This window comes from Sphingobacterium sp. UBA3549 (genome assembly GCF_002376635.1).
Lineage (GTDB): Bacteria > Bacteroidota > Bacteroidia > Sphingobacteriales > Sphingobacteriaceae > Sphingobacterium.
This window is the reverse complement of the sequence record NZ_DFOE01000011.1, coordinates 311,412-335,382: the sequence shown is the minus strand read 5'-3', so window position 1 is coordinate 335,382 and position 23,971 is coordinate 311,412. Positions and strand designations below refer to the sequence as shown.

The following is a 23,971-nucleotide window of genomic DNA, read 5'->3' as shown; positions in this document are numbered from 1 at the left end:
GTTATCGTCAATCTATTTATCTTTAAATTCTTCAGTAAGCATGTTGCCCAAACTTATTTTCCAGTCTGGAACTTGTATTCCAAACGTACTTCTTATTTTTGATTTATCAAGCAAGGAATACATCGGCCTACGAGCAGGCGTCGGATATGCAGTGGTTGGAATTGACCTGACTTCACAGTCGAACGAACGGAAGTCACGTATTGCTACAGCAAAGTCATACCACGAAATTTCGCCTTCGTTACTATAGTGGTAAATACCAGCTTTCCATTCGGCAGAATCCAAAACTTTCAAAATTACTAGGGCTAGATCTTTTGCATAAGTGGGACTCCCTATTTGATCGCTGATTACGTTAACTTCATTTCGCTCGGTCATTAGGCGGCACATGGTTTTTACAAAGTTTTTACCGTAGGAGGAATACACCCAGGAAGTCCGTATAATGATTGCTTCAGGATGCCATTTCTGAATGGCCAGTTCCCCTGCAAGCTTAGTTTGTCCATATACGTTGATGGGATTAGTGGTCGCATGCTCAGTCAAAGGAGAAGCAGATGATCCATCGAAAACGTAATCTGTAGAAATAGCTATAAGTTTGGCATTATGGATACGGCAGTATTGAGCAATCTCTTCACAAGCTAAATGGTTGACCAAATTTGCCGTAACCTGATCCGTCTCAGCTTTATCCACCGCTGTGTATGCTCCTGCATGAATAATCAAATCGGGTTGATACATCCCCAAAATTTGCTGTATGATCTGAATTTGATCCAATGGCAATTGCTTTCGATCTAAGAAATAACACTCATCTACTGTATTATACAGTAAAAGATCTTTTAGTTCCGAACCAAGTTGACCTGAAGCTCCTGTTATAACAATTCGCATATCATCTAAATTAATTTCAGGCGCAATTTTTCAAACGATTGTGCTTCCTGATCCTTTTGTGAGAGAATCATTTCTTCATGGGGTATTTGCCAGTCTACAGCCAATTCAAAATCTAATGGATTTACGCCATCTTCCGATTCTTTGTGATAGTTATTATCACATTTATAGAAAAAAACTGCATGTTCTGATAATACAGAGAAGCCATGTAAGAAACCTCTCGGAACAAATAGCTGTTTTCTATTTTCAGCTGAAAGCTCTACAGTAATATGTTGTCCAAAGGTGCTTGATCCTGGACGAACATCGACAGCAACATCCAGCACTTTTCCTTCCACGACTCGAACCAACTTAGCCTGAGCATGATCGCCGGCCTGTAAATGTAGCCCCCTCACGACACCAAACTGTGATTTGGATTGATTGTCTTGCACAAAATGAGGTTTATAACCAAGTATTGCTGTTAGCTTCGTTTCATTAAATGACTCAAAAAAATAACCTCTTTCGTCTTCATAAACTGTCGGTTCAAGTATAAAACATCCTTTCAGTTTTGTCTCCGTATACGTCATGCTTATGCGTCTTTATATTGATTGTCGTAATATTTTTTATAATCGCCCGATGTCACATGCTCCAGCCATTCCTGATTAGACAAGAACCAATCTATCGTCCGCGACAAACCTTCTTCAAAAGTTACTGAAGGATACCATCCCAATTCCTTATTAATCTTGGTTGCATCAATTGCGTAACGCAAATCGTGTCCGGGACGGTCTTTAACAAAAGTAATTAATTGCATCGAAGAGTCTTCTTCACGTCCCAATTTCTCGTCCATTTGTTTACATAGCTCTTTGATCAGATCTATATTTTGCCACTCATTGAATCCACCGACATTATAAGAGTCACCATTTTTACCCTCATGAAAAACGAGATCTATAGCTTTTGCGTGATCAATCACATATAACCAATCGCGGGTATATTTTCCATCACCATAAACCGGGAGAGGCTTATTATTTAAAATATTATGAATGCAAAGAGGAATCAATTTCTCCGGGAAATGATTAGGTCCATAATTGTTTGAACAGTTTGTTAAAACAATAGGTAAACCGTAAGTATCATGATAAGCCCGGATAAAATGATCCGAACTTGCCTTCGAAGCGGAATATGGTGAATGGGGATCATATTTTGTTTCTTCCGTAAAAAATCCCGTATCGCCAAGCGCACCAAATACCTCATCGGTAGATACGTGATGAAAACGTTTCCCTTCAAAATTATTCTTCCAAACTGCATTGGCTGCATTCAATAAATTGACCGTTCCAATCACGTTGGTCATCACGAAAGCCGTTGGATCAACAATCGAACGGTCAACATGAGACTCCGCTGCCAGATGGATAACTCCATCCGGCTGATATTTTTGAAAAATATCCAAAATGAGCTGCTGATCCGTAATATCTGCTTTAACAAAAGTATAATTTGGTAAGTGCTCGATATCTTTTAAATTCTCTAGATTGCCGGCATAGGTCAATGCATCCAGATTGATAATTTGATATTCTGGATACTTCAGCACAAACTCACGTACAACATGTGAACCTATAAATCCGGCCCCCCCGGTAATTAAAACTGTTTTATTCATATAATGACTCTCGATAGTTTAGACCATTCGCCTACAAGTGATAACTTCGCTAAATAGTTCGTTAAAATTAGGATGATTTTTGAGAATTGACAAGTTTTAATCCATAAGTAAACCGAATAAACCAAAAAAGCTCTCAATGAGAGCTTTTTTGATATCGTATCAGCAAACTAAAATGTTAACTGCCTAAAATAAAATTTACAACACATTCTTTACCAAAGAATATACGGGTACCTCTATAGGTTCCCCATGAACTAATTCGATTTCTTTCTTATCCGCGACCGTGTCCAACACTTGATATTGCGAATTCTGAGATTTAAACTCTGGGACTACTTCCTTCATCGCAGCGACAAGCCCCATAAAATCGGGCAGCAGTGTATCGGCATCCAAAATCTGTTGGCAGATGGCATTAATACGATCCGCTTTAAGTGAAAGTTCATCATGATTTACTTTTGCGATCATGATTTTTGGATGATGTGTTTTCACAGTATTTTCATTGTTTGCCAAAAGTTCTTCATAAATCTTTTCTCCGGGGCGCAATCCAACAATTTTGATGTCAATATCCTCAGGGTAACGGTACCCCTTTAATTTGATCATCCGTTTGGCCAAATCGATTATTTTAACAGACTTGCCCATATCGAATACAAAAATCTCACCTCCTTTCCCCATCACACCCGCTTCTTGAACAAGTTGACAAGCTTCAGGAATAGTCATAAAGAAACGCGTGATGTCTGGATGAGTTAACGTCAACGGACCTCCCTCAGCCATCTGCTTTTCAAATAACGGTATAACCGAACCATTTGACCCGAGTACATTACCAAACCGAGTGATAATAAAGCTTGTATCAGACTTACAGCTACAACTACTCACATAAATCTCAGCCATACGTTTGGTAGCTCCCATAACATTTGTGGGGTTTACCGCTTTATCTGTGGATACCATGACCATCTTTTTTGTACCATATCGCATACAGAGATCCGCAACGATTTTACTCCCTAATACATTAGTCTGGATGGACTCGTAAGGATTAGCTTCCATCAACGGCACATGCTTATAAGCCGCTGCATGGAACACCAAATCAGGTTTATACTCGTCAAATATACGTTGCATAAATGCAAAATTCCGTACATCCCCAACGACGCAATGCAAATGCTCTGCAAAGGTAGCCTTAATAGATTGCTGTACATCATAAATTGCGGACTCTGCTTGATCAAGCAGTATCAACTTCTTATAATGTCTTCTTGCAATCTGTCGAGCTAATTCCGAACCAATAGATCCAGCTGCGCCTGTTACTAAAATAACTTTACCACGCATTTCGTCTTCAATTTCTGGATGATCTAACTTAATGGGTTTACGCCCCAATAGATCTTCTATCTTTAACGGCCGAATTTCACGTTTGGCGCCGGAGTTAAGTAATATCCGGGCTGGTGGCATTATTTTCAGCTCAAGCCCAAGATTTTGAAACCAATCTGAGACGTATTCCAGCCGTTCGGGATCGTTATTTTCAACCGCAATGATTACCTGAGTAATCTGGCATTTCTCCACATATTCTTTCGTAATTTCGGTAATATCTTTAATTTTTAAACCTGCCAAGCGCTTACCTATCCGTGATATTTTATCTTCGACAAAAGCGACCACCTGATATTTCGTCCGCTGGTCTTCTTTTAAGAGAGAAAACGATACTAGACCTGGTCTCGAAGCACCAAATATCAACACATTCTCCCCTTTCCTACCCGGCAAAAAAAGGTATTCATAGATAGTCCGATAGATTACACGCGCCCCCACCATAATGACCAGCAAAATTGTAGCCTGCATAGTCAATACGCCATAAGACAATCTAAGATAATCTCCTGCCAAAGTTCCTTTATCAAAGATAGTTTTGATAATAAATGTGAAAATCATCAACAGGATATAGGCGGATCCCACCGTTTTAAATATTTTAATAGTATCACGAATGCCTGTTTGTCGAACAATTCCTCGAAAGGTGTCGTAACACAAGAACATCAAGAAGTAAATTGGCAATATAACGACAACTTTTTTTAACATCAATTCGATATCAAATACTCCCTTGAAGTTGTTGACCACATAATTAGAAAACACATAGCTTGCAAACACAAACCACATGTCGATCATTAAAATGACCCATCTTGGATTGTCCTTTCTCAGGCGCCTTCTTAAATCTCCTAGAGAACCCATCATAGCTTTTTCTCTTATTTTATTAAATGTTACTGACCGTGTCTGCGACAAACGGACACTATCTAATATGGCTTTGTTATAATATTTTATAAAGGAAATGCAAGATAGTTAAATTTTCGCACTCAAATTGCTCCTATGATAAAATATCATTAAAAAGAACCCTATTCATTCGATCAATTTATCATCGTGGACTAAGCAACTATTATACCGAAACTGTTACATTCAAAAAATAATAACATGAATAGATTATAATTTATAGAACAGCGCATCATATTTAACAGATTAGACTTACAAAAAATAATTCTTTAACATCACTTGTCGGAAATTTATAGCATAGCATTCGACCTTATGCATATCGATATAATTATTGGCATATTGTTTGTAAGAGGTACCTCGTAGTCATGGAAAGGAATTTGTAATTTACCCTTCACTTTATATAGCTTGAAACGCCACTCCTTTACTGCACTATTTGCACAACAATAATAAGATTTGCATCATGGGATTTTTTAGTAATTTGTTTGGGAAAAAGACTTCATCAATTCGCTCTTTAGCGCAGTTGGAATTTTTAGAAGTAGACATGCACAACCACCTGTTACCAGGTATTGATGATGGAAGTAATTCTGTGCAACAATCCTTACATTATATCCAGGAGCTGCAGCGTTTAGGTCTTAAAAAGTTTATCTGTACCCCACATATCATGGCCGGCGTACATCAAAACACCAAGTTTAGTATTGAACACGCGAAAGATTCACTGGTGGCGGGACTAAAAAAATCTGGCAATGATGTGGATATATTCGGCGCGGCTGAACATATGATTGATGAAAATCTTTCTTTATTGATCCGTGAAAATGAACTCTGCGTGATGCCAGGCGGTTATGTATTGATTGAAATGTCTTATCTATCCGAATCGAAAGCTTTGTTTCATACCATCTTAAATATTCAAAAATTAGGTTACAAACCTATTCTAGCTCATCCTGAACGTTATAATTATTACCATAGCAACTTTAATATTTATAAGCAGATCAAAGATGCAGGCTGCTTACTCCAGTTAAATCTACTTTCCTTGAGCCGATACTATGGGGTCGATGTTAAAGCCATCGCGATGACCCTATTGAAATCCGGTATGTATGATTTTGTCGGAACCGACCTCCATCATCAACGCCATCTTGATGCTTTAAAAAATATAGTTGAGAAATACCCCATTCGTGAGATGTTGAGAACTTCACCCATCTTAAATGAAACACTTCTTGATCATATCGATCAGCATAAAGGTCAAGTGATCGCTGTATAATCAGCAGATACAATCACTATAAACTCTTTATAAACATGTTTTAAAATAATCTATTGTCTTCGACAATCCCTCTTCCAGTTGGATCGTGGGATTCCAGTCCAAGCAATTCTTGGCAACTTCAATATCAGGCTTCCTTTGTTGTGGGTCATCTTGAGGTAATGGCAAAAACTTAATCTTCGATTTTGAACCGGTCTGTAAGATCACCTGTTCCGCCAATTGAAGTATAGTAAATTCATTGGGGTTACCTATATTTACTGGCCCTATAAAAGATGGTTCTGCAGCCATCATTCTTATCATTCCTTCCACCAAATCATCTACGTATTGAAAACTTCGGGTCTGATTTCCTTCGCCATAAATGGTAATATCCTTATTTTGTAAGGCCTGCATAATAAAATTGGATACGACTCGCCCGTCCTGCGGATGCATCCGTGGACCATAGGTATTAAAAATCCGGACGATCTTTATCGCAATATGATGTTGCCTATGATAATCCATAAACAACGTTTCGGCACATCGCTTTCCCTCGTCATAGCAGGAACGGATACCGATAGGATTCACATTTCCCCAATAGCTCTCGGGCTGTGGATGGATGTGTGGGTCGCCATATATTTCACTTGTAGAAGCCTGTAAAATACGCGCATTTACCCGCTTTGCAAGTCCAAGCATATTAATTGCCCCCATAACAGATGTTTTAATCGTTTTTATCGGATTATACTGATAGTGAACTGGGCTGGCGGGACAGGCAAGATTATAAATTTCGTCGACCTCAGCCAAAAAAGGTTCGGTTACATCATGGCGCACAAACTCGAAATATGGGTTTTGCAACAGGTGAACGATGTTGGATTTATCCCCAGTAAAGAAATTATCCATACAGATGACCTCATTCCCATCCTTAAGCAAACGCTCACAAAGATGTGAACCTATAAATCCAGCTCCTCCCGAGACTAGTACTCTTTTTTTTAGGTTATACATAAATTAGTGATTTATACTGTCGAATTTTTAATGGTTAGACGGCTTATCCAAAAGTGGCACACGAAAACCGAAACGTGAGCCAATATGCTCTTCCGACTCGAAAAAGAAGACCCCACCGTTTTGTTGGATAAAATGGTAAACAACCCACAGTCCCAAACCCTTACCTTTCTCCCGCATAGGCGTAATCTTACCTTCTTCCATAATCTGGTCTTGTAGCTGACGCTGCGCATCCAAGCTCATTCCCACACCTGTATCAATAAATTCGACAACAGCATCATCCTTATCGCGATATAAATTGAGCTTGATCAGGGAATCTTCGTGACTAAACTTCACCGCATTGATCAAAAGATTCCTCAACATACTTTTCATAATATCCACATCAAAAAAAATCTGCAAACTGGATTGTAAGGTTAATTGTATGTCGATATTTTTCAGCTTGGCTGTCGGTTGAAGCGTCTCCACTACACCCTTGATCATTTCATCAAATTCAATTTCCTGAGGCATGTAACTTAGCACACCCAAACTATTTTTAGTCCATTTGAGCAAATTGTCCAATACACTAAAAAGTTGCTCAGCGATATCATTACCCGTATTGACCATATCGGCATACCCAGTATTACTGCTTTCGGGGCTCATGGTCAAAATATTTAAGATCATCTTTAATGAAGATATTGGACTTCGGAGATCATGTGCCAGAATAGCATACATTCTATCCCGATTTAATATTGCTTCCTGAAGCTGTGCCGTCTGTTTGGAAATGGTATTTCCCGATTCAATCAGTTTAATCTGATGTTTGATACGTTGAAGCAATTCCTTCTTATTAAAGGGCTTCGAAACATAGTCAACACCGCCGCTGTCAAATCCACGCACAACATCATCAGCAGATTTTAAGTTCGTGATAAACAATACCGGAATATGTTTATACTGTTCCATGGATTTCAACTCCGCTGTTAGATCAAATCCATTTTTTTCGCCCATGACAACATCCATTAAAATAAGGTCAATTCGATTATTTTCCAAATTTTCGAATGCTCCTTTAGCACCTGAGGCAGAGAATACGTTGAAATGTTCGCGTTCCAAGATTTCTTTTAATACAAAAAGATTCAGCTCAGAGTCCTCTACGATGAGAATATTATACGTTGAAAAATCAATTTCCATAGATCATTATAGCTTAATTAGATATTATATAGAAGGATCCAATCATTCTTTACCATTCATAAACCAATATTACGCTATTAATTGCTGCAATAATTTGTGTAGCAAAAATATTATACAATATCAATTTATCTTTAAATCAACCAGTACAGGAAGATGGTCACTGTAATCTACATTTCCTGTTCTGTAATTTATAGCCCGGAATTCATTGCCAGAAAAGAATACAAAATCAATCCGAAAGAGCTTCATTAAATAGGCATAGGTATAGCTATATCCATTACCTGCTTCGCAAAAAGCATCCTTCAGATTTCCTTTAATTTTATGATAACTATACGAATTAGGGCTGTTATTAAAGTCTCCACAAATAAGTGTAGGAAAAGGTGATTTATCGATTAAATTTCTTAAACGATCTGCCTGAGCACCTCTCAACCTCAAATTTCCCGACATTGTTTTAATCGCACTCCACCATTTAACCACTACATTTTCGGCAGCCAATAGATTTCCTTTTACCTGGTTCCAATTTGTCGTTTGCAAATGGCAAGTTCCAATTCGGATCTTTTCACCCTTAAAGGAAAGATCGGCGAAAATCGCACAATTCGGACGTTCCTCAAATGATACAGTCTGCACTGAGTCCAACGGAAACTTGCTTAAGATAGCAAGCTGATTGTTTCCTGAATTGCTTTCTGTCATTATTAAATATGGAAATTGGCCAAATACCTCCTTCAATTCCGATGCCGAACACTCGGCCGGTACCTCCTGCAAACATAACGTATTTACTTGCTGTGATTCAATATAGGAAGCAATCTGTTCCATGGAAGATAAATTATAAATCATTTTGAATTCACGGACATTATACGACGCTAAGCGTATATCTGCCGTTTCATTATGTTCCATTGAGTTTACTTGAATTATCTTTGCGAAATAATGAAAGTTGGCCAATAGTGCTATTAACGGACAAATACTATACCAACTACGCCTGTAAAGGCCAATAATAAGGAAAAGCAAATTACCACCGACAAGTGCTGGCAATAACAGACCAATCCATTGAAAAAAAACAGTGGTCTGTGGCGAGATTAACAACGCTAAAAAGGACAATGAAGTAAGCAGTGCAACGATAACAATTACAATTCTAACTAATGCGCCGGATATACTAAACGGTCTAAATTCAAACTCTTGCGCCATATTATGTTATTTAAACCTGTTCAAATAGGGGAAATTTTATGCTAAAAGTTGCTCCCTCTCCAAGCTCCGATTCAACACTTAACTGCCCCTTCATCTGCTCAACGATACCCTTACAAATCGCAAGACCCAAACCCGTCCCCTTATCCAATGAGTTAATCTTATAAAACCTATTGAAGATCAACTCATGATTTTCCTTGGCTATTCCTATACCATTATCCTTTACATAGAATTCTATATGATCATCTTTTAACATATAACCGACATGGACAGCACCTTCGGGCGGTGTAAATTTTAAGCTGTTATTAATAAGATTGACAAGGACCTGAATGATCCGACCACGATCCAGTCTCGCTACGACCTCCCTTTCAGGAATGTCAAAAATTATGGCTGGCTGGTCATCATTGGGTAGAAAACTCAATGACAACTCATTCAATATTCCTTTAAGAGACACATCCGAATTCTTTAGCCTAACTCTACCTGCATCCATTTGTGACATTTCAAGCACGTCGGTTATCAAACGCAACAACTGGTTACTGTTAACGTTGAGGAGCTCACCATATTCTTTTCGCAATTCAGGATCTGGCGTATCTGCAATAATACTTCCAAACCCCATGATGGCGCTAAGCGGCGTACGGATTTCATGATTCATATTGGAGATAAAGGCAGACTTTAACCGTTCGGATTCCTCTGCAGCTTCTTTTGAGCGCAAGAGTTGCTCTTCATAACGTAACTGATCAGAGATATCGCGCTTGATGGTCCAGACAATATCTTCACCATTGCCATTTTTGATCATCAGCGAACTGCATTCTGAGCCGATAATATCAAGTTCTGGATATATCGTATCACAGCGGTATTGATAATAACCCGAAGCAGAAATGATTTTTTGTACCGATAAATCCCAAGCTTCTTGCGTTGTGAACTCACGTAGACATTCAAAGATTTTTAAGCCAGTAATATCTTCCTGTTCATTCAGACCGTTTTGCTGACGGCATGCTTTATTTGCAAAAGCCATATTTCCATTTTTATGACATGCAAAAATACTATACGGTGCATTGTCAACCACTGCAAGCACCATTTCAAGTTCATTTCTGTTCTTAATAAAATCACTTACATTTTGCGAAAAACCTTCTATTACATATACATTGTTTTCAAGGCGTTTGGCATATTTCGTCGCCCTCACATAAGTGATGGGAGCAGCAGATTGCTTTATACGGTATTCAAATGTACTATACTCAATGGAATCATTATGTAGAAATGCCTCCATTCCCTTTCTGTCATCTGGATGGACAGAAGTGAGCAGCTCCGCCAAAGTGAGCTTCTCAGGTGCTTCCAGATTCCTTTTACGTAAATTAGAATAACCATTGTGCGTTAATTCCTGATGCTGCAGATCATAGGTCCAATGGCCAATCATGGCGACCTTTCCCACTTCAAGCTGTGCGGTAAGGGCCGATTTAAGGCGGTACTTCATATTACTCCTTTGAGTAATATCCCGATACTGGCAAATTAAATGTTCGTCATCAAATTTGTGAATCAGAAATTTGAAATAATACATCTGTTCGTCTGTTGGAAGATCGTAATTTAGATTGGAGGTTTCCCCTGTTTGACGACAAAATGCAAATTCCTGTTCAATGAGCCTCGATGTCGGTTGAGGCAAAAGGGACAAAATATTCTTGCCAATTACATCGACGTCGGGGTTTAAAATTGGATTATTTGTTTTCATTATTGCATCTACGCAGATGTTATCACGGTTGATTAACAATAACGTATCGCAAGTTATATTCAGTATCTTCTCCAAGAACTTTAAATCATGTAATATTTTTTTCTCCATAACATTCATAGGTTTATTTTCTTTGAGATTTCTCCCACCCGCCAACAAAGCGCCTGCTAAATAAATAGTAAATTCCACGCATCACATTGATGTTCATAAACAAAAAGTAATACGGGATATAAAATAATTTCGAACTATTGGGATTATTTCGCCGCGCATATCCCAAAGCCGCACAAAGATAGCAGAGACACTGAAGCGCAAAAATGACGTAAAACACATTGAAAGATGATGAACTTCGGTATCCAAGAATGGCCGACAGGGGGAAGAGAGCAAAAAGGGCAAAAGGTGTGACAGACCACCGCAGCACACGATGTGAAATATATTGAAAACTCAGCTTCCCAAATTTAAACAAATTTAATAACGGAAGCAACCTTCCTATAGACTGCCATCCACCTGCAGCGATACGTCTTTTCCGCTTTCCTTCTTCTTCCATGTTCAGCGACCCGTACTCGACAGCATAGGCATTCGATGTATAGGCAATCCGATGCCCTTTTTGTGCAATACGCATCGATAGCATAAAATCATCCAACAAGGTATCTTCTTCCATTGAATCGAATAATTCTTTACGCATTGCAAAAAGTTCTCCCGCAGCTCCTACAGCAGAATAAAACTCAAAGTCTAGCCTTTTTAGCAGCGATTCATATTTCCAATAAGCTCCCTCGCCTTTTGAAGAAACAGTATCATCACTGCTAAAAGCCACCCTTTTCTCGCCAGAGACACAACCGATTGTTGGATCACTAAATTGGTCGGCAATAATCTTCAAAGCCTCTGCATTCAGCAAACAATTTGCATCGCTAAACACAACAATTGGAGTTTTCACATATTCCATGCCATGATTAACGGCAGCAGTTTTGCCTTTCCTAAGGGGTGACCCGACAATCTCTACCATCGGATACTGTTTCAATAGCTCACGACTGTGGTCGGTACTTCCATCTATAACCCATAGGATGTGTAACTTGTCTACTGGGTAATCAAGTTCAAGGCAATTTGACATTTTTTCAGGGATAATTTCCGCCTCATTATAAGCTGTAATAAATAGCGTCAAAGGAGGAAACTGCTTTCCCTCGCTGTTTTGCTCGCCCTCCTTTCTCTGAATGGGGTATGGAAATAACCTGGCTAGTATAAAAATGACGATAGCATAACCGATATAGGTATATAGCACCAACAACAGGGCGCTCCAAAAGAAAATATTCAAACTCATTTGTATTAAATAGATTACCTATTTCCCCTTATCACTTTTAATTAAATTTGAATCTTCATCTTTGTAACTATCCGATTTGGAGAAAACCAATAAGAAATTCTTGAGTGCTCTCTTCGAACGAACTTTAAAACTCTCGAATAAGGTTCCATCCGCGGAGAGAGTACCATACCCCGTCATTGCTTTTGCTTTTTTATCGCGAACAAAAGCTATCTTCCCAAACTTCTTTAAACCTAACGCTAAAGATCCATCCTCTCCTCTTATGATATCAGTGCGTATCCCAACTTTTTGAGCTAATTCAGTATGATAAGCAAACACTAATCCCCTAACACTAAGTTCGGGTCTCTTTATAGATTGGACAAATAAAAAAATGTCTCGCGCGCACGTATATAGCCATATCGAAAATCGACTGTGATCCTTATCTGGAATATAGCCCCAGGAAGCACTTGCAGCTACCACGCCCTTTTCTTTTAATGCACTCACCATCACATCTACATAATCGCTTGGATAAAGTGTATCTGCGTCGATATTAAGATGATATTTTCCCCTAGCCTGTTTCAACCCGCATAGCCGAGCAAAACCACACCCATTTTTCTGCTCATTAAAATATCTGATCCCCGATTTTTTAAAAATTTCTTCCGTTTTATCAATCGAATTATTATTTACCCCAATAATTTCGATAGGATAGCGAGATTTAAGATCACTTAGCGACCACAAACAGGCCCATAAATTTTTATCCTCATTATATGCAATTACTGAGATTGTTACCAAAGGCTCTATCACGTCAAATTTTTTAAGCTGATTCGCTATTGTATCGATCGTAGACTGAGAGACTTGATCTTGAGCAACCTGATAAACAGATAAATATTTCGCATACCACTTGTTCTTCATATCATTATCATTCTACCGGTTGTATAGATTCGAAAAGTTCTTTCCACTGTTTTGCTATATTTTCCAAATCAAATTTTTTAACGTCCCTTCTTGCATTTCTTCCCATTTCTTTTCTCTTCACATCATCCTCAATGAGTAAACATATTCCTTCAGCCAACAGTTTAACATTGCCATTCTCTACCAGTAATCCATTTTTTCCGTCAATGATAATATCCCTCGGGCCACAAGGACACATAAAAGATACTGGTGGAACGCCATAAGCCATTGTCTCTCCCAAAACCAACGGGAATCCCTCATATCTTGACGATAATACAAAGATCGAACTATCATTGTATTTTTCAGCAATCGAAGAAGTTCCATTTTCCAAAAAACAACTATCCGACAGGCCTAACTTCCTGATCATCGACATATATATCCCCTGATCCCCCCCACCATAAATTTTTAATATCCAATCCGGATGTTTTCTAACTACTAATTGCCAAGACTCAATCAGCAAATCGAACCCTTTTTGATAAGTCATTCTTCCTACAGCAATCACCTGTTTGTTATTAAGCAATGCCGCTTCTTCAGGGTAGAAAGATAAGGGATTTGAGATTACAGAAACATTGTTAAGTTCGTGCCAATAGCCCGCGTCTTCATGCGTTAGCACAACAAAAGCTGAAAGTTTTCTCAAATTTTTAATGAGCTGCGCCTGCCATAATTTAGATATTCCTCTCCGTATAAAGCCTGGAAATCTCGTATCTGTAAACTGACGATATACCAACCTATTAAAGTGCAATTCGCCGACCTTCAAACTACCATCCTTTAATTCATGGATGAAATTGATGTCTCGCCGCAATAGTGACACAGTAATATCAGGCTTTATAAGACACAGCTCTTCTTCGAGTCTTCGCTTAAATAAACGCTGTTTTTTCCAATAGCTCCATGTTCTTCTCAATAACGATAACGAAAAAATGCCGTCAAAGTTTATATCGAGGTGATGCAATTTTATTTTTTCATCTAAGGCATAATAAGGCGGTGATCCTTTTCCGTCGGTAACAAAAATGTGAATCTCATAATCAAACTCTTTGACGAAATAATTTACCTTTGCTGTAAGCACTCTTTCCATTCCACTTGGATAAAACAAACCTGGAATAATGTAAGCAAGCTTAAGTCTCCTTTTCATATAGTTCATGACTTTTAGTGTGTTTACCAAAAGAATCAAATAGGTCTTTCCATCGATCTGCTATATTTTCAACCTGAAACCGAGTACTATTTAGCTGTGCTCTTTTCCCCATTTCCTTTCTAAGTAGATCGTCTTTTATCAAGTCACAAATTCGTTTGGCTAATTCCTCGACATTTCCATTTTCAACTAAATATCCATCCTCACCGTCCCGAACTATTTCACTTGGGCCTGAGGGGCAATCAAATGCAACAGCAGGTAATCCACATGCCATAGCCTCAATCAATACCATACCAAACCCCTCATAACGTGAAGATAGCACAAAAATAGAGCTATCGCAATATTTCTTTTCAATCGCTGTCGTACTAGGTTTTAATCTACAGCTTTCCGCTATGCCTAGACGATCTATTTGATGTTGGAGTTCAACTGGACTACCATCACCATAGATTTTTAAAACCCAATCCGGATGGCGGGCATTTACAATGCGCCATGCCTCTATTAGTAAATCAAATCCTTTTTGAGGAACATATCTCCCCACTGCAATAACTTGCTTTGCATGGCAAGAACACTGTTCTTTTGGCCGCAAAACTATCGGATTAGGAATCACGTGTACGTTTGATAACTCAGGCCAAAAACTTCTTTCTTGCGCTGTAAGAAAAACGACCGCGTCCATCAATTTTAGTTTTTCGAGCCTTATCGTATCTTTTCTCTTTCGCAAAAAACCATTTATACCCTTGGGAAAATTGGGATGATAAAACTCTTTAGTGACATGTAATTCTGCCACTTTAACACTTCCATCATTCAACAATGGTAAAAAATTAATTTCTCGCCTAATCGTAGAAATTACGACATCAGGTTTTTCTTGTTGAAGAATTTGTAGAAACTTATTTTTAAATCTACGATAAAGAAAAGGAAAACGAAGCACTTTCAGTAAAGGCGACTGGTCAAAAGGATAATCAATACGCACATCAATGTCAATATGCTTCACTTTTTCAGACAACGGAAAAAAGCTGGGTTTATTTAGCTGTTCAGATGTCATTAAAACCACTTCCACATTCGGTAGATGATCAGCAAAATAATTTGCTTTAAAAATGATAATACGTTCCAATCCTCCAGATGTATATAGTGAAGGTAAATAATATAAAATTTTCATCTCCTCAAAACAGCCTTTTTAAAATCTGACGTTGATATAGATCCTCGTCCTTTACCACAACCTGATCGCCACCGATCACTTCATTGACATATTTAGACGTTATATTAATCTTATGTTTCGCCCCCATCCTTAACCATTCATATTCAATATCAATATGCCCGACATCTATCGCCTGATAACCTAATTTGCATAAATCATACGCTAATACCGTTGCTGTTGGCCCTAAAGCAATCAAGATAAGACTATTTTTGGCCAATTTGCTTGCTTCCTCGATAATCAAATCGTATTGGTCAAATGCACTTTTTGATCGGCACAAAATTCGACCGACACTTTTGACATTATCAAACAGGTCATTACCTACTCCCAAGCGACTTTTTTCTCCCTCTATAAAAATGATATCCCGCTTTTCCCAAATTTGTTTTAACATATTAAACCATTGCGTTGACTTTTTCTGGTCTAGGAAATCAATATACGGGCGCGTGATAAACGTATTTCCATACCTTTTACCCTGTTTGAGGTATATATCCCACAAATAACCATACAAATAAAAATGCGCACGCCAAAATCGACGCGCACGCCTATTGTATCTTTCTAAACCGACAAATGCATCTGACACACATACGATATGGTTTGTAAGATCACTCGTAATAACTTCGGCCAATCGTTTAGACAATTCGGTATCAGGATGCTGAAAACGAATTCCCTCACCACCTATCAATAGCATTTCACCATCGCCAAATCGACTAACCGAACTGTTTTTTGAAATAATTTGTTGAATAGTTTCATCAATTGTCATAACATCTGGTGATAATCGCTGTTTCCTCCCTGTTAGAAGCTCCAACATATTGTACCATTCTATTATTATATTATAATGAAATTTATCCTTAAATTTATTTAGGAATGATAGCATCAGTACAAATTTAAATGGTCTAAAACTTTTTTCATTTGATTCCTCCAAGATAATTCATAAACATCATTTCTAATGCGTGATGGTTCCCAATCTTTAGACAAACAATAGGATACAATTTGCTCAATATCAATAGGGGATTCATCCGGCTCAGCCTTTAAAATATAAGGCTTATTTTCAAAATCAGAATCTATCTCCGAATACATAAAAGGTATCCCTCTAGCTGCATACTCCCGGGTCTTTAAAGTCCTTATATACGTTATCCCACTGCGATGTCTGGCCAAACTACCGATTGCAAAATCCGCCTGATCAAACATGACATCAAGGCTCTCACCCCAAAGAGCACCATGCATGGAAACATATTCATGTACTCCTGCCGTTTCAATAGCTGTAAATATCTCATGCTGTTCCCTTAATCCACTTAGATTTCCAACGATATCGAAATAGACTCGGCATCTCGGATTTCGACTATAATATAGACCTAACCCCTTTATCACCCGATCAAACCCATGCCAAAAATGAATTTCCGCCACCCCTAGCAAATGAATCTCCTCCTCATTTCGAGCTTTTTTAATTCGCAGTGGAATTTCATCCAGATCAATCCCATTAGAGATTTTGATTGTCTTTGCACCAAAAATTTCATTCTCTTCAGTAAATGTTACTACAGCATCTAATACCAAAGCCATGGATCTTCGAAACAACCGATCCGGTACCTGTACAATTTTATCGATAAAACGAGTATACTCTTGATCATAAGGATATGTTGGCACTTCCATGACTACTTTCGCTCCAGCCTTCTTAAATTCTCTCACTGCATCAGTTAAAGCCGGACTCGAGTTGTGATAAGAACGCATATATATTAAATCAAACTGCTCTCTACGCACATATCCGGTTAATTCCTCAAAGTCCCATCTCTTTCTTAATTTTGCAAAAATCCCCTTTCCAAAATCTGCGATCACTTCATTATCTACAATCCATGCACGATGCCCATTATTTAATACATCATAATAGCATAGCTTGACATTTGATCCACATTCTTGGAGTCCTCTAACCTGCCCAAAAATCTTTTTACTAATACCATTGTGGGCACTAAAGCCATGAAAGACGAGAAATAAAACTTTTAATTCCATAGATTTTGATGTTGGGCCAATTAACGTTATTATGCTAGCTTTAACGTCCTCTTTTTAAGTATAACTCCAAATAAGATCTATATCCGCCAAACCAGGTAAAAGCAATAAATAAAGCAGATGACACACCGATCTTAACAATCAGCTTATACCATATTATATCAGTTATAAAAAAGATCTTACATATATAAAGTAAAAACGTCAATAATAAACCCGCTAAAACTGGTTTTGCTAAAAGATAAAAAAAAGAAAGCATATCTCTACTAAAAACCTTTTTATACAGGATTAAGTAGGTAAATAAGAATGTAATAAAATTTGTAATTACAAGACATCCAGCCACCGCCACAATAGCATTAAAATAGAAAATACCCAATATTATCCCACATATATTCAGCGAGGCTGAAAGTAACCCTGACAAAAACATATACTTCGTATCTCCAGTGGTTTGAAAAATTGATCCTGACGAAGATAAAATGAGCTGGATGCCCACGGTTAAGCTCAATAGCTGAAATACCGGAATCGCTTGGCTCCATTGCGCTCCAAAAAATAGATAAATCAAATCTTCGGCGGCAAAGTAAAGGAATGCCGTAAGGGGAAATCCAATTAAGGCTAATACAGATACAAGTTGTTCAGTCGCAACAATTAGTTGCATTTTATCTCCTTTTTTCAAACTCAAGATCGGGTGTATCACCGGTGTAATTACCTGCGTGATATTTTGCAACGGCAAGGACATCAATTGATAGGCTTTGTCATAATAGCCCAAGTTATGTACCCCCAGATATCTCCCGATGAGTAATGTATCCGAGTTTTTACTAAAATAGTTTACAATATTAAATAAAAACTGAAATGTAGAATAACGTAGGATAGGCCTTATTTCTTCCAAAGAAACCTTTAATTTAAAAGGCAATGGAAAATGTAAATAGGAAACGATAAAAAGAAGGATACTATATAAAATAGGATTAATCAGGAGCGCATAAATACCTGCCCCCAAAAAAGCAGCGGTTATTGACACCGCACCCAAAATGATCTGGATAATAAAGCTTCTGATGGCGATAAATTTGAACATCCTTTCGCGATAGAACAAGGCATTGGGTACTACTGAGCTTGCCGTAAAAAATAGACCTATCGCCAATAACCTAATGATATTTTGAAGTATAGGCTGCTCGTAGTACTGGGCTATTTTGGGGGCAATCAAAACAAGGACTAAAGCTAAAAAACCTCCCAAATAGCAAGATATAGAAAAGAGATTACCGAGTTCATCTTTTGTCAAATTTTTATATTGAATGACGGCAGGAAAGAGCCCGATATCTGCAATCAAATTCAGGAAAGCGATAATAACCATAGCAATAGCGATTACTCCAAACTGCTCAGGCGAAAGAAGACGCGCAAGAACTGCAGTAATACCAAGAGAAATAATCAAGTTTGCATATTTCGCTATCGCAGTAAAAAAAACTCCAGATATAACCTGCTGCTTGGCACTTTCCATTAGCTTCGTGTATATTTTTTAAATAATAATACGCATAGTGTTTTTATCTTCACATATTTCCGCCAGCGTCTCAAACAGACCACAAAAACAGTAACCCGATTTTTCAGCTGCATTTTATAAGCTTTCCAAACTGCAGCATCAATCATACCCCTAAGGTAAAGAACTACAATATCGCGAATCTTCGCATTGTTTTTGGAATAATCCAACAATCTAATCCCTACAATGAAGTAGCTGTTTATATTTTTCATGGAATAATCAACCATCATAATGGAACCAGTCCTCAAACGACGCATAAAAAAAGTAGCAGGTATATAGTAGGTTTTATGAGCTTCCATAAACAAAATTGTTGTAAACAATTCATCCTCATGCACTATGTATTTTTCAAACCGAAGCCCTATTCTAGTTAAAAAGGTTCTGTTTATAAAAAGAAGACATACAGAAGAAAAGAATTCATCGTACTTTAAAAGTTTTTCAAAAGCTTCAATTCCCGATACAATCACCTTTGGCTCAAAATATATTCTGCTGTAATTGAATCTAGTTGACAGAGCTGTATCTTGGATCTCATCAGCGAATGTTTCGGCGTCAAAAAATACAAAATCTAGGTGATTTTCTTTACAATATTTATAACAGGTATGTAATGTGTCTCTCTTGATAAGGTCATCACTATCCATAAAATAAATAAAGTTTCCTTTTGCATGCTCTATTCCAGTATTTCTAGCTCCAGACAAACCCTGATTAGCCTGAGAAAATACACGTACCCTAGCATCTTTTTCAGCCCAATTTGCCAGACGTGAAAGACTGCCATCAGTAGAACCATCGTTGATCAATAGCAGTTCAAAACTTTTAAAGGTCTGGTCCAATACACTCTCAACAGCGCTATCAACATATGCCTCGGTATTGAAAACGGGCATTATTATCGTTATTTCAGGATCATTTATCATGATTTCTCACCCATTTTCTTTGTTGGTCGTCCCATTTTTTAACCACTTTAGCAGGGTTTCCAATAACCACAGAATACGGAGGAACATCTTTTGTCACCACCGAACCTGCTCCCACGACACAGTGTTCACCAATTGTAACTCCAGCCAAAATCACGGCATTTGCCCCTATCCATACATTGTTATCAATCTTCACAGGAGAGACTTCTATCCCCTGCTCTGCAATCGTTATATTAATATTTTCATATTTATGATTGAGTCCCGAAATCAACACATGTTGTCCTATTTGCACATAATCACCGATGATTACAGGACCTATTACGGTATTTCCAAAACCAATTCGTGAATTACTTCCAATAATAAGATCTCCAACTGCATTATTAATTAAAGAGTAAGATTCTACAACAGTCCGAGAACCGATTTGACATTTCCTAAATGGCACCAAGTCTTTACGCACACTTCTATAAATCACAGCACCTCGTCCCTTATGTACATATAAAAACTGAAATAGTCTCAAATACCATCTCGGCCGCGTTCGAACAGGATGCATTAATACAGTATGCAACCAACGCTTTAAACGAGGGGAATGCATTATTTTTTCCTTTAGCCCCATATCAGCTTCATTACTTTAATACCGTAAAATTCATGCTACTTTTGTTTATTTGGTAAAGCACTATGCTTCGTATGGATAAAAGTCGATCGTCCCGAACGAAAATGGATTATACTGCTCACCATCGCTAAAAATATACGTGGCAAGCTAAATATTGCCCACAGCAGTTGCGTTGTGTACAAATTTTTCGGAACTGCCAAAGCTAAACCCACTACGTACAAAATAATTAAAAAAAACCATTTAAAGGAAGAAATATCAGACGCAAATAAAGATCCTAAAAAAAACAAAGGAATGATCCCAAGCATAATAATTCGAGGTGGCATGGACCATTGAAAAATCTTGTCTATTAAAGGCCAATTACCGGTAAAAATTGCGCTACGCGTCTGCTTAATAGCATGGCAGAAAATATCAATTTGTGAAGCGATCCAACGCCGCCTCTGTTTAGAAAAATCATCACTATACTGAATCTTTTCATCTAGAATGACAACATCTTCCAAATAGGTTGTGTTTATTCTATCCAATAACAAAAAATATTCTAAAAATTTATCCTCCCCCATCGATTTGATCTGTACTATTCGCTGCTTAAACCAATTAAAGTCGAATGCCATACCCGACCCGATCAATGCTGCAGGCAGACCAAGCCGAGCATGCCCCAAGCGAAAGATAGAATTGTTAATTTCTTCACTCACGCCATCCAAAATTGCGGTTGCTGTTGTATTATTTTTAGCTGTCCGATGGGTTTGAATGGCTTTTGCCCCACAAGTAAAAGCATTATTAAGCTTACTGAGAAAGTCAGGAAAAACAATATTATCCGCATCCATTACAACAACAACATCAAATAATTGCGCATCCAATTGAGACATTGCTGTCGTCAATGCCGCGGCTTTCGAACGTTCTGTTCCAGTGGGATGTATAAGCGATACACCCAATCGCCGAAGGTGGTCGTTTGTCGCATCTTCCATAGCATCTGAAATGACAACAATTTCAAACTTATCAATTGGATAATCCTGCGCCTTAAAACTAAGAACACTTTCCTTTATAACATTATCCTCTTTGTAGGCCGGAAATAATATGGCAAATCTTGCTAATGGCTCAGCTTGCGAAAAATTAACTCTCTGTTTTACTCGCGATGCAAATGCAAATAAAGCTACATAGCCTACCCACAAAGCAAAGGCTATGAAAAATAAAAAGTCAATATACCAAAAGATTGTTATAAGCATACACGTATAGATTAATCAACGATGTCCCACCACGATCCAGCGACAGGCAGACAAAACTCCTTTAATCATCGCACTAGATTGTTTAAACTTCAATTTAAACAAAAGTAAAGACAAATGCATGGGAAAAGCAATTAAAATCAAATAACTCAGTGCTATCGCCCGCAAAATATATTTTCTTTGCCTAAAGGCAAATATTATTCTATTGCGCGTAATATAATAGGTTTTAAGTGGACTATCAATTCCAGTGGAAGCACTTTCCAAGTGAAAAATCTGAGCACTAGGGAAATAAAACAATGGAAAATATTGAGTTATACTGATCGACCAGTCAAGCTCTTCATAATACAAAAAGTAGCACGTAGGCATGCTGCCAACACATTCGATTATACGCTTAGGAATAAACATTGCGGCACCATGAAAATAAGGAATTTGGGCAATTTTATCATATTGACCATAATCTATTTCCTTGTATCCAATTTGTTTGTTTCTGATAGTGATAGGTGTCAATGGCGTACTTCCTGCGAACTGTATCAAATTACTAGGATTGTGATACCTAATTTTAGGAGACAGCCCCCCTACATTTGGATTTGATTCACAAAATGAAATCATGGCTTGAATTTGTAAGTCGGCATCGCCAGGTAATAAAGTATCATTATTAACCAAATATAAATAATCACCACATGCAAGTTCAAGCCCTTTATTATTTCCTCCTGCAAAACCCAGATTTTCAGACAAATACTCACCTTTCACAAGTGGATACCGCTGCAAGATTACCTCAAATTCATTGCTATCTGAAGCATTATCAATGACGATTACTTCAAAACAAAAGCTGCTGACGTTATCAAAGATCGTTTGCAATAGATTCAATGTATCGTTGACACCATTATAATTAACTGTAATAAAGGAAACTCTAGGATGCGTTTTTTTGTTCATTCTGCTGCAAATATGGGCATAACATTGCCATAGCCATCAATATATATATGGTCTCCCCAGTTGGAAATTGATGCAAAACTTCGTTTCCATACCCCGCTAACATCATGCCTGCAATTCCTGCTGCTGACGCACTACAAAATCCGCGGAGCATTGGATCTTTCAGTTTAAACCAAACAAAATAAAAGCAAATCGTTATACATGAAATCCAGATCAACACATACAATACCAATCCTATCACTCCTGTTTCTACCCAAATGAAGACAAAAGAAGTATCTGTTGGCAGCCCACTCAAAAGGTCCCCCTCACTAGCATTCTTGGCAGATCCCAAACCCAAACCAATTGGATAATTACGCATAAATGTTTTCATTTTAGCCTGGTTCTCCTTGCGCAAATTAAAAGATGCATCCTCTTTAAATTGAAAAGCTGTTCTCATCCTTCGAATATCAGCATTACTGTTTCCAATATTGGTTAAAGATAGGAAGCCAAATACTAATGTAAATAATAGAGATCCCCAAATGACCAACCGCCAACGTTTTAATAACAGAATATAAAATGCATAGCCAGCAATTGGTATGGCCATGGCCGATCGGGTACCCGATATCAGCATGCCGTACATCGCTAGGACAGCAACCACACTGTATAGAATCCGAACACTTCTACTTTTCTCATAGAAAAACAAAATGGAAAAAACAACCATACCGAGTCCCATATGACAACCAAAATTAGCGGCATCGGTAAAAAAAGAAAAATAGCGCACGCCACTATAGATGAGGTGGGTGTGAGCCCCTAGCGTGTAAAGCCAGATTTTCTCATCTGTATCAAAGCCGATAAACTTTTGCCCAATAGCCTTGAGTGCGGCTAAAAGGACTAAAATAGCCCAAAAAATAAAAAATGACCTAAGCTGAGATTTATCTTTAAATATATAATATACTAAAAATTGGAATAAACAGAGATAGAGCGCTACGCTCCGGATAGAAGCCATCCAATTACCAAATATACTCGCTGGATTAAATACTTCAACCATGCAATATCCTACCCAAGCTAGACAAATAAAGAGATAGAGCGGTATTTTCAACTTAGTATTATAATTTCGATAAAGATGATTTAATGCGATTACAATAAAATTAAATAAAATCACCAAATCTACCATAATACTGGGTGGCACAGGAATACGCACATAACGTAATATTCCCATAATAAAAAAGCACGCAGCAAATAAGAAAAGAAAACTGACAAA

21 protein-coding genes are annotated in these 23,971 nt (G+C 37.9%); 1 reads left to right on the top strand and 20 read right to left on the bottom strand.

The window, feature by feature from the left end:
- Positions 1–12 precede the first annotated feature (12 nt).
- From rfbD to B2W36_RS07780, 4 genes are all read right to left on the bottom strand, one after another.
- Positions 13–873 (bottom strand): dTDP-4-dehydrorhamnose reductase, encoded by an 861-nt coding sequence (gene rfbD, locus B2W36_RS07795; RefSeq protein WP_293887293.1) that lies wholly within the window; start codon positions 871–873, stop codon positions 13–15.
- A 5-nt stretch (positions 874–878) separates the two neighbouring features.
- On the bottom strand, positions 879–1,433 hold the full coding sequence (gene rfbC / locus B2W36_RS07790) for a dTDP-4-dehydrorhamnose 3,5-epimerase (RefSeq protein ID WP_293887291.1): 555 nt from the start codon (positions 1,431–1,433) through the stop codon (positions 879–881).
- Positions 1,434–1,435: 2 nt separating this feature from the next.
- Positions 1,436–2,491 carry a dTDP-glucose 4,6-dehydratase gene (rfbB, locus tag B2W36_RS07785; protein ID WP_293887289.1) on the bottom strand — a complete coding sequence of 352 codons (1,056 nt, stop codon included), beginning with the start codon at positions 2,489–2,491 and terminating at the stop codon, positions 1,436–1,438.
- 195 nt (positions 2,492–2,686) lie between these two features.
- Entirely contained in the window at positions 2,687–4,687 is a 2,001-nt protein-coding gene (locus B2W36_RS07780; RefSeq protein WP_293887287.1) for a polysaccharide biosynthesis protein, read from the bottom strand.
- Between the two features lie 493 nt (positions 4,688–5,180).
- Between B2W36_RS07780 and B2W36_RS07775 the strand changes: the two genes are divergently transcribed.
- Positions 5,181–5,975, top strand: coding sequence for a tyrosine-protein phosphatase (locus tag B2W36_RS07775; RefSeq protein ID WP_209579406.1), 795 nt, complete (start codon positions 5,181–5,183; stop codon positions 5,973–5,975).
- A gap of 27 nt (positions 5,976–6,002) precedes the next feature.
- Here the strand turns inward: B2W36_RS07775 and B2W36_RS07770 are convergent, their stop codons facing one another.
- The 16 genes from B2W36_RS07770 to B2W36_RS07695 form a co-directional block, all read right to left on the bottom strand.
- Positions 6,003–6,947 (bottom strand): UDP-glucuronic acid decarboxylase family protein, encoded by a 945-nt coding sequence (locus B2W36_RS07770; protein ID WP_293887285.1) that lies wholly within the window; start codon positions 6,945–6,947, stop codon positions 6,003–6,005.
- Positions 6,948–6,974: 27 nt separating this feature from the next.
- The gene (locus tag B2W36_RS07765) at positions 6,975–8,105 is read right to left on the bottom strand and encodes a hybrid sensor histidine kinase/response regulator (protein ID WP_293887283.1); all 1,131 of its coding nucleotides are present in this window, start codon (positions 8,103–8,105) and stop codon (positions 6,975–6,977) included.
- A 120-nt stretch (positions 8,106–8,225) separates the two neighbouring features.
- Positions 8,226–9,284, bottom strand: coding sequence for an endonuclease/exonuclease/phosphatase family protein (locus B2W36_RS07760; protein ID WP_293887281.1), 1,059 nt, complete (start codon positions 9,282–9,284; stop codon positions 8,226–8,228).
- A 10-nt stretch (positions 9,285–9,294) separates the two neighbouring features.
- Positions 9,295–11,112 (bottom strand): PAS domain-containing sensor histidine kinase, encoded by a 1,818-nt coding sequence (locus tag B2W36_RS07755; RefSeq protein WP_293887279.1) that lies wholly within the window; start codon positions 11,110–11,112, stop codon positions 9,295–9,297.
- A 13-nt stretch (positions 11,113–11,125) separates the two neighbouring features.
- A complete protein-coding gene (locus B2W36_RS07750; RefSeq protein WP_293887277.1) occupies positions 11,126–12,313 on the bottom strand; it encodes a glycosyltransferase family 2 protein in 1,188 nt (395 codons plus the stop codon).
- A gap of 18 nt (positions 12,314–12,331) precedes the next feature.
- Complete coding sequence (locus B2W36_RS07745; protein ID WP_293887275.1) at positions 12,332–13,201, bottom strand: glycosyltransferase family 2 protein; 870 nt, start codon at positions 13,199–13,201, stop codon at positions 12,332–12,334.
- Between the two features lie 7 nt (positions 13,202–13,208).
- Complete coding sequence (locus B2W36_RS07740) at positions 13,209–14,366, bottom strand: glycosyltransferase family 4 protein (RefSeq protein ID WP_293887273.1); 1,158 nt, start codon at positions 14,364–14,366, stop codon at positions 13,209–13,211.
- Entirely contained in the window at positions 14,350–15,516 is a 1,167-nt protein-coding gene (locus B2W36_RS07735; RefSeq protein ID WP_293887271.1) for a glycosyltransferase family 4 protein, read from the bottom strand. Before B2W36_RS07735 ends, B2W36_RS07740 begins: the two co-directional genes overlap by 17 nt.
- 4 nt (positions 15,517–15,520) lie before the next feature.
- Complete coding sequence (locus B2W36_RS07730) at positions 15,521–16,360, bottom strand: SP_1767 family glycosyltransferase (RefSeq protein WP_293887269.1); 840 nt, start codon at positions 16,358–16,360, stop codon at positions 15,521–15,523.
- Between the two features lie 65 nt (positions 16,361–16,425).
- Complete coding sequence (locus B2W36_RS07725; RefSeq protein WP_293887268.1) at positions 16,426–17,553, bottom strand: hypothetical protein; 1,128 nt, start codon at positions 17,551–17,553, stop codon at positions 16,426–16,428.
- Between the two features lie 40 nt (positions 17,554–17,593).
- A complete protein-coding gene (locus B2W36_RS07720) occupies positions 17,594–19,036 on the bottom strand; it encodes a lipopolysaccharide biosynthesis protein (protein WP_293887266.1) in 1,443 nt (480 codons plus the stop codon).
- The gene (locus tag B2W36_RS07715; protein ID WP_293887264.1) at positions 19,036–19,977 is read right to left on the bottom strand and encodes a glycosyltransferase family 2 protein; all 942 of its coding nucleotides are present in this window, start codon (positions 19,975–19,977) and stop codon (positions 19,036–19,038) included. Before B2W36_RS07715 ends, B2W36_RS07720 begins: the two co-directional genes overlap by 1 nt.
- Positions 19,967–20,566, bottom strand: coding sequence for an acyltransferase (locus B2W36_RS07710; RefSeq protein WP_293887262.1), 600 nt, complete (start codon positions 20,564–20,566; stop codon positions 19,967–19,969). The genes B2W36_RS07715 and B2W36_RS07710 overlap by 11 nt, the downstream gene beginning before the upstream one ends.
- Positions 20,567–20,622: 56 nt before the next feature.
- Positions 20,623–21,804: a glycosyltransferase family 2 protein gene (locus tag B2W36_RS07705; RefSeq protein WP_293887260.1), complete on the bottom strand. Its 1,182-nt coding sequence runs from the start codon at positions 21,802–21,804 to the stop codon at positions 20,623–20,625.
- A 15-nt stretch (positions 21,805–21,819) separates the two neighbouring features.
- Complete coding sequence (locus B2W36_RS07700) at positions 21,820–22,734, bottom strand: glycosyltransferase family 2 protein (protein WP_293887258.1); 915 nt, start codon at positions 22,732–22,734, stop codon at positions 21,820–21,822.
- The gene (locus B2W36_RS07695; RefSeq protein WP_293887256.1) at positions 22,712–23,929 is read right to left on the bottom strand and encodes an O-antigen ligase family protein; all 1,218 of its coding nucleotides are present in this window, start codon (positions 23,927–23,929) and stop codon (positions 22,712–22,714) included. The genes B2W36_RS07700 and B2W36_RS07695 overlap by 23 nt, the downstream gene beginning before the upstream one ends.
- Positions 23,930–23,971 lie beyond the last annotated feature (42 nt).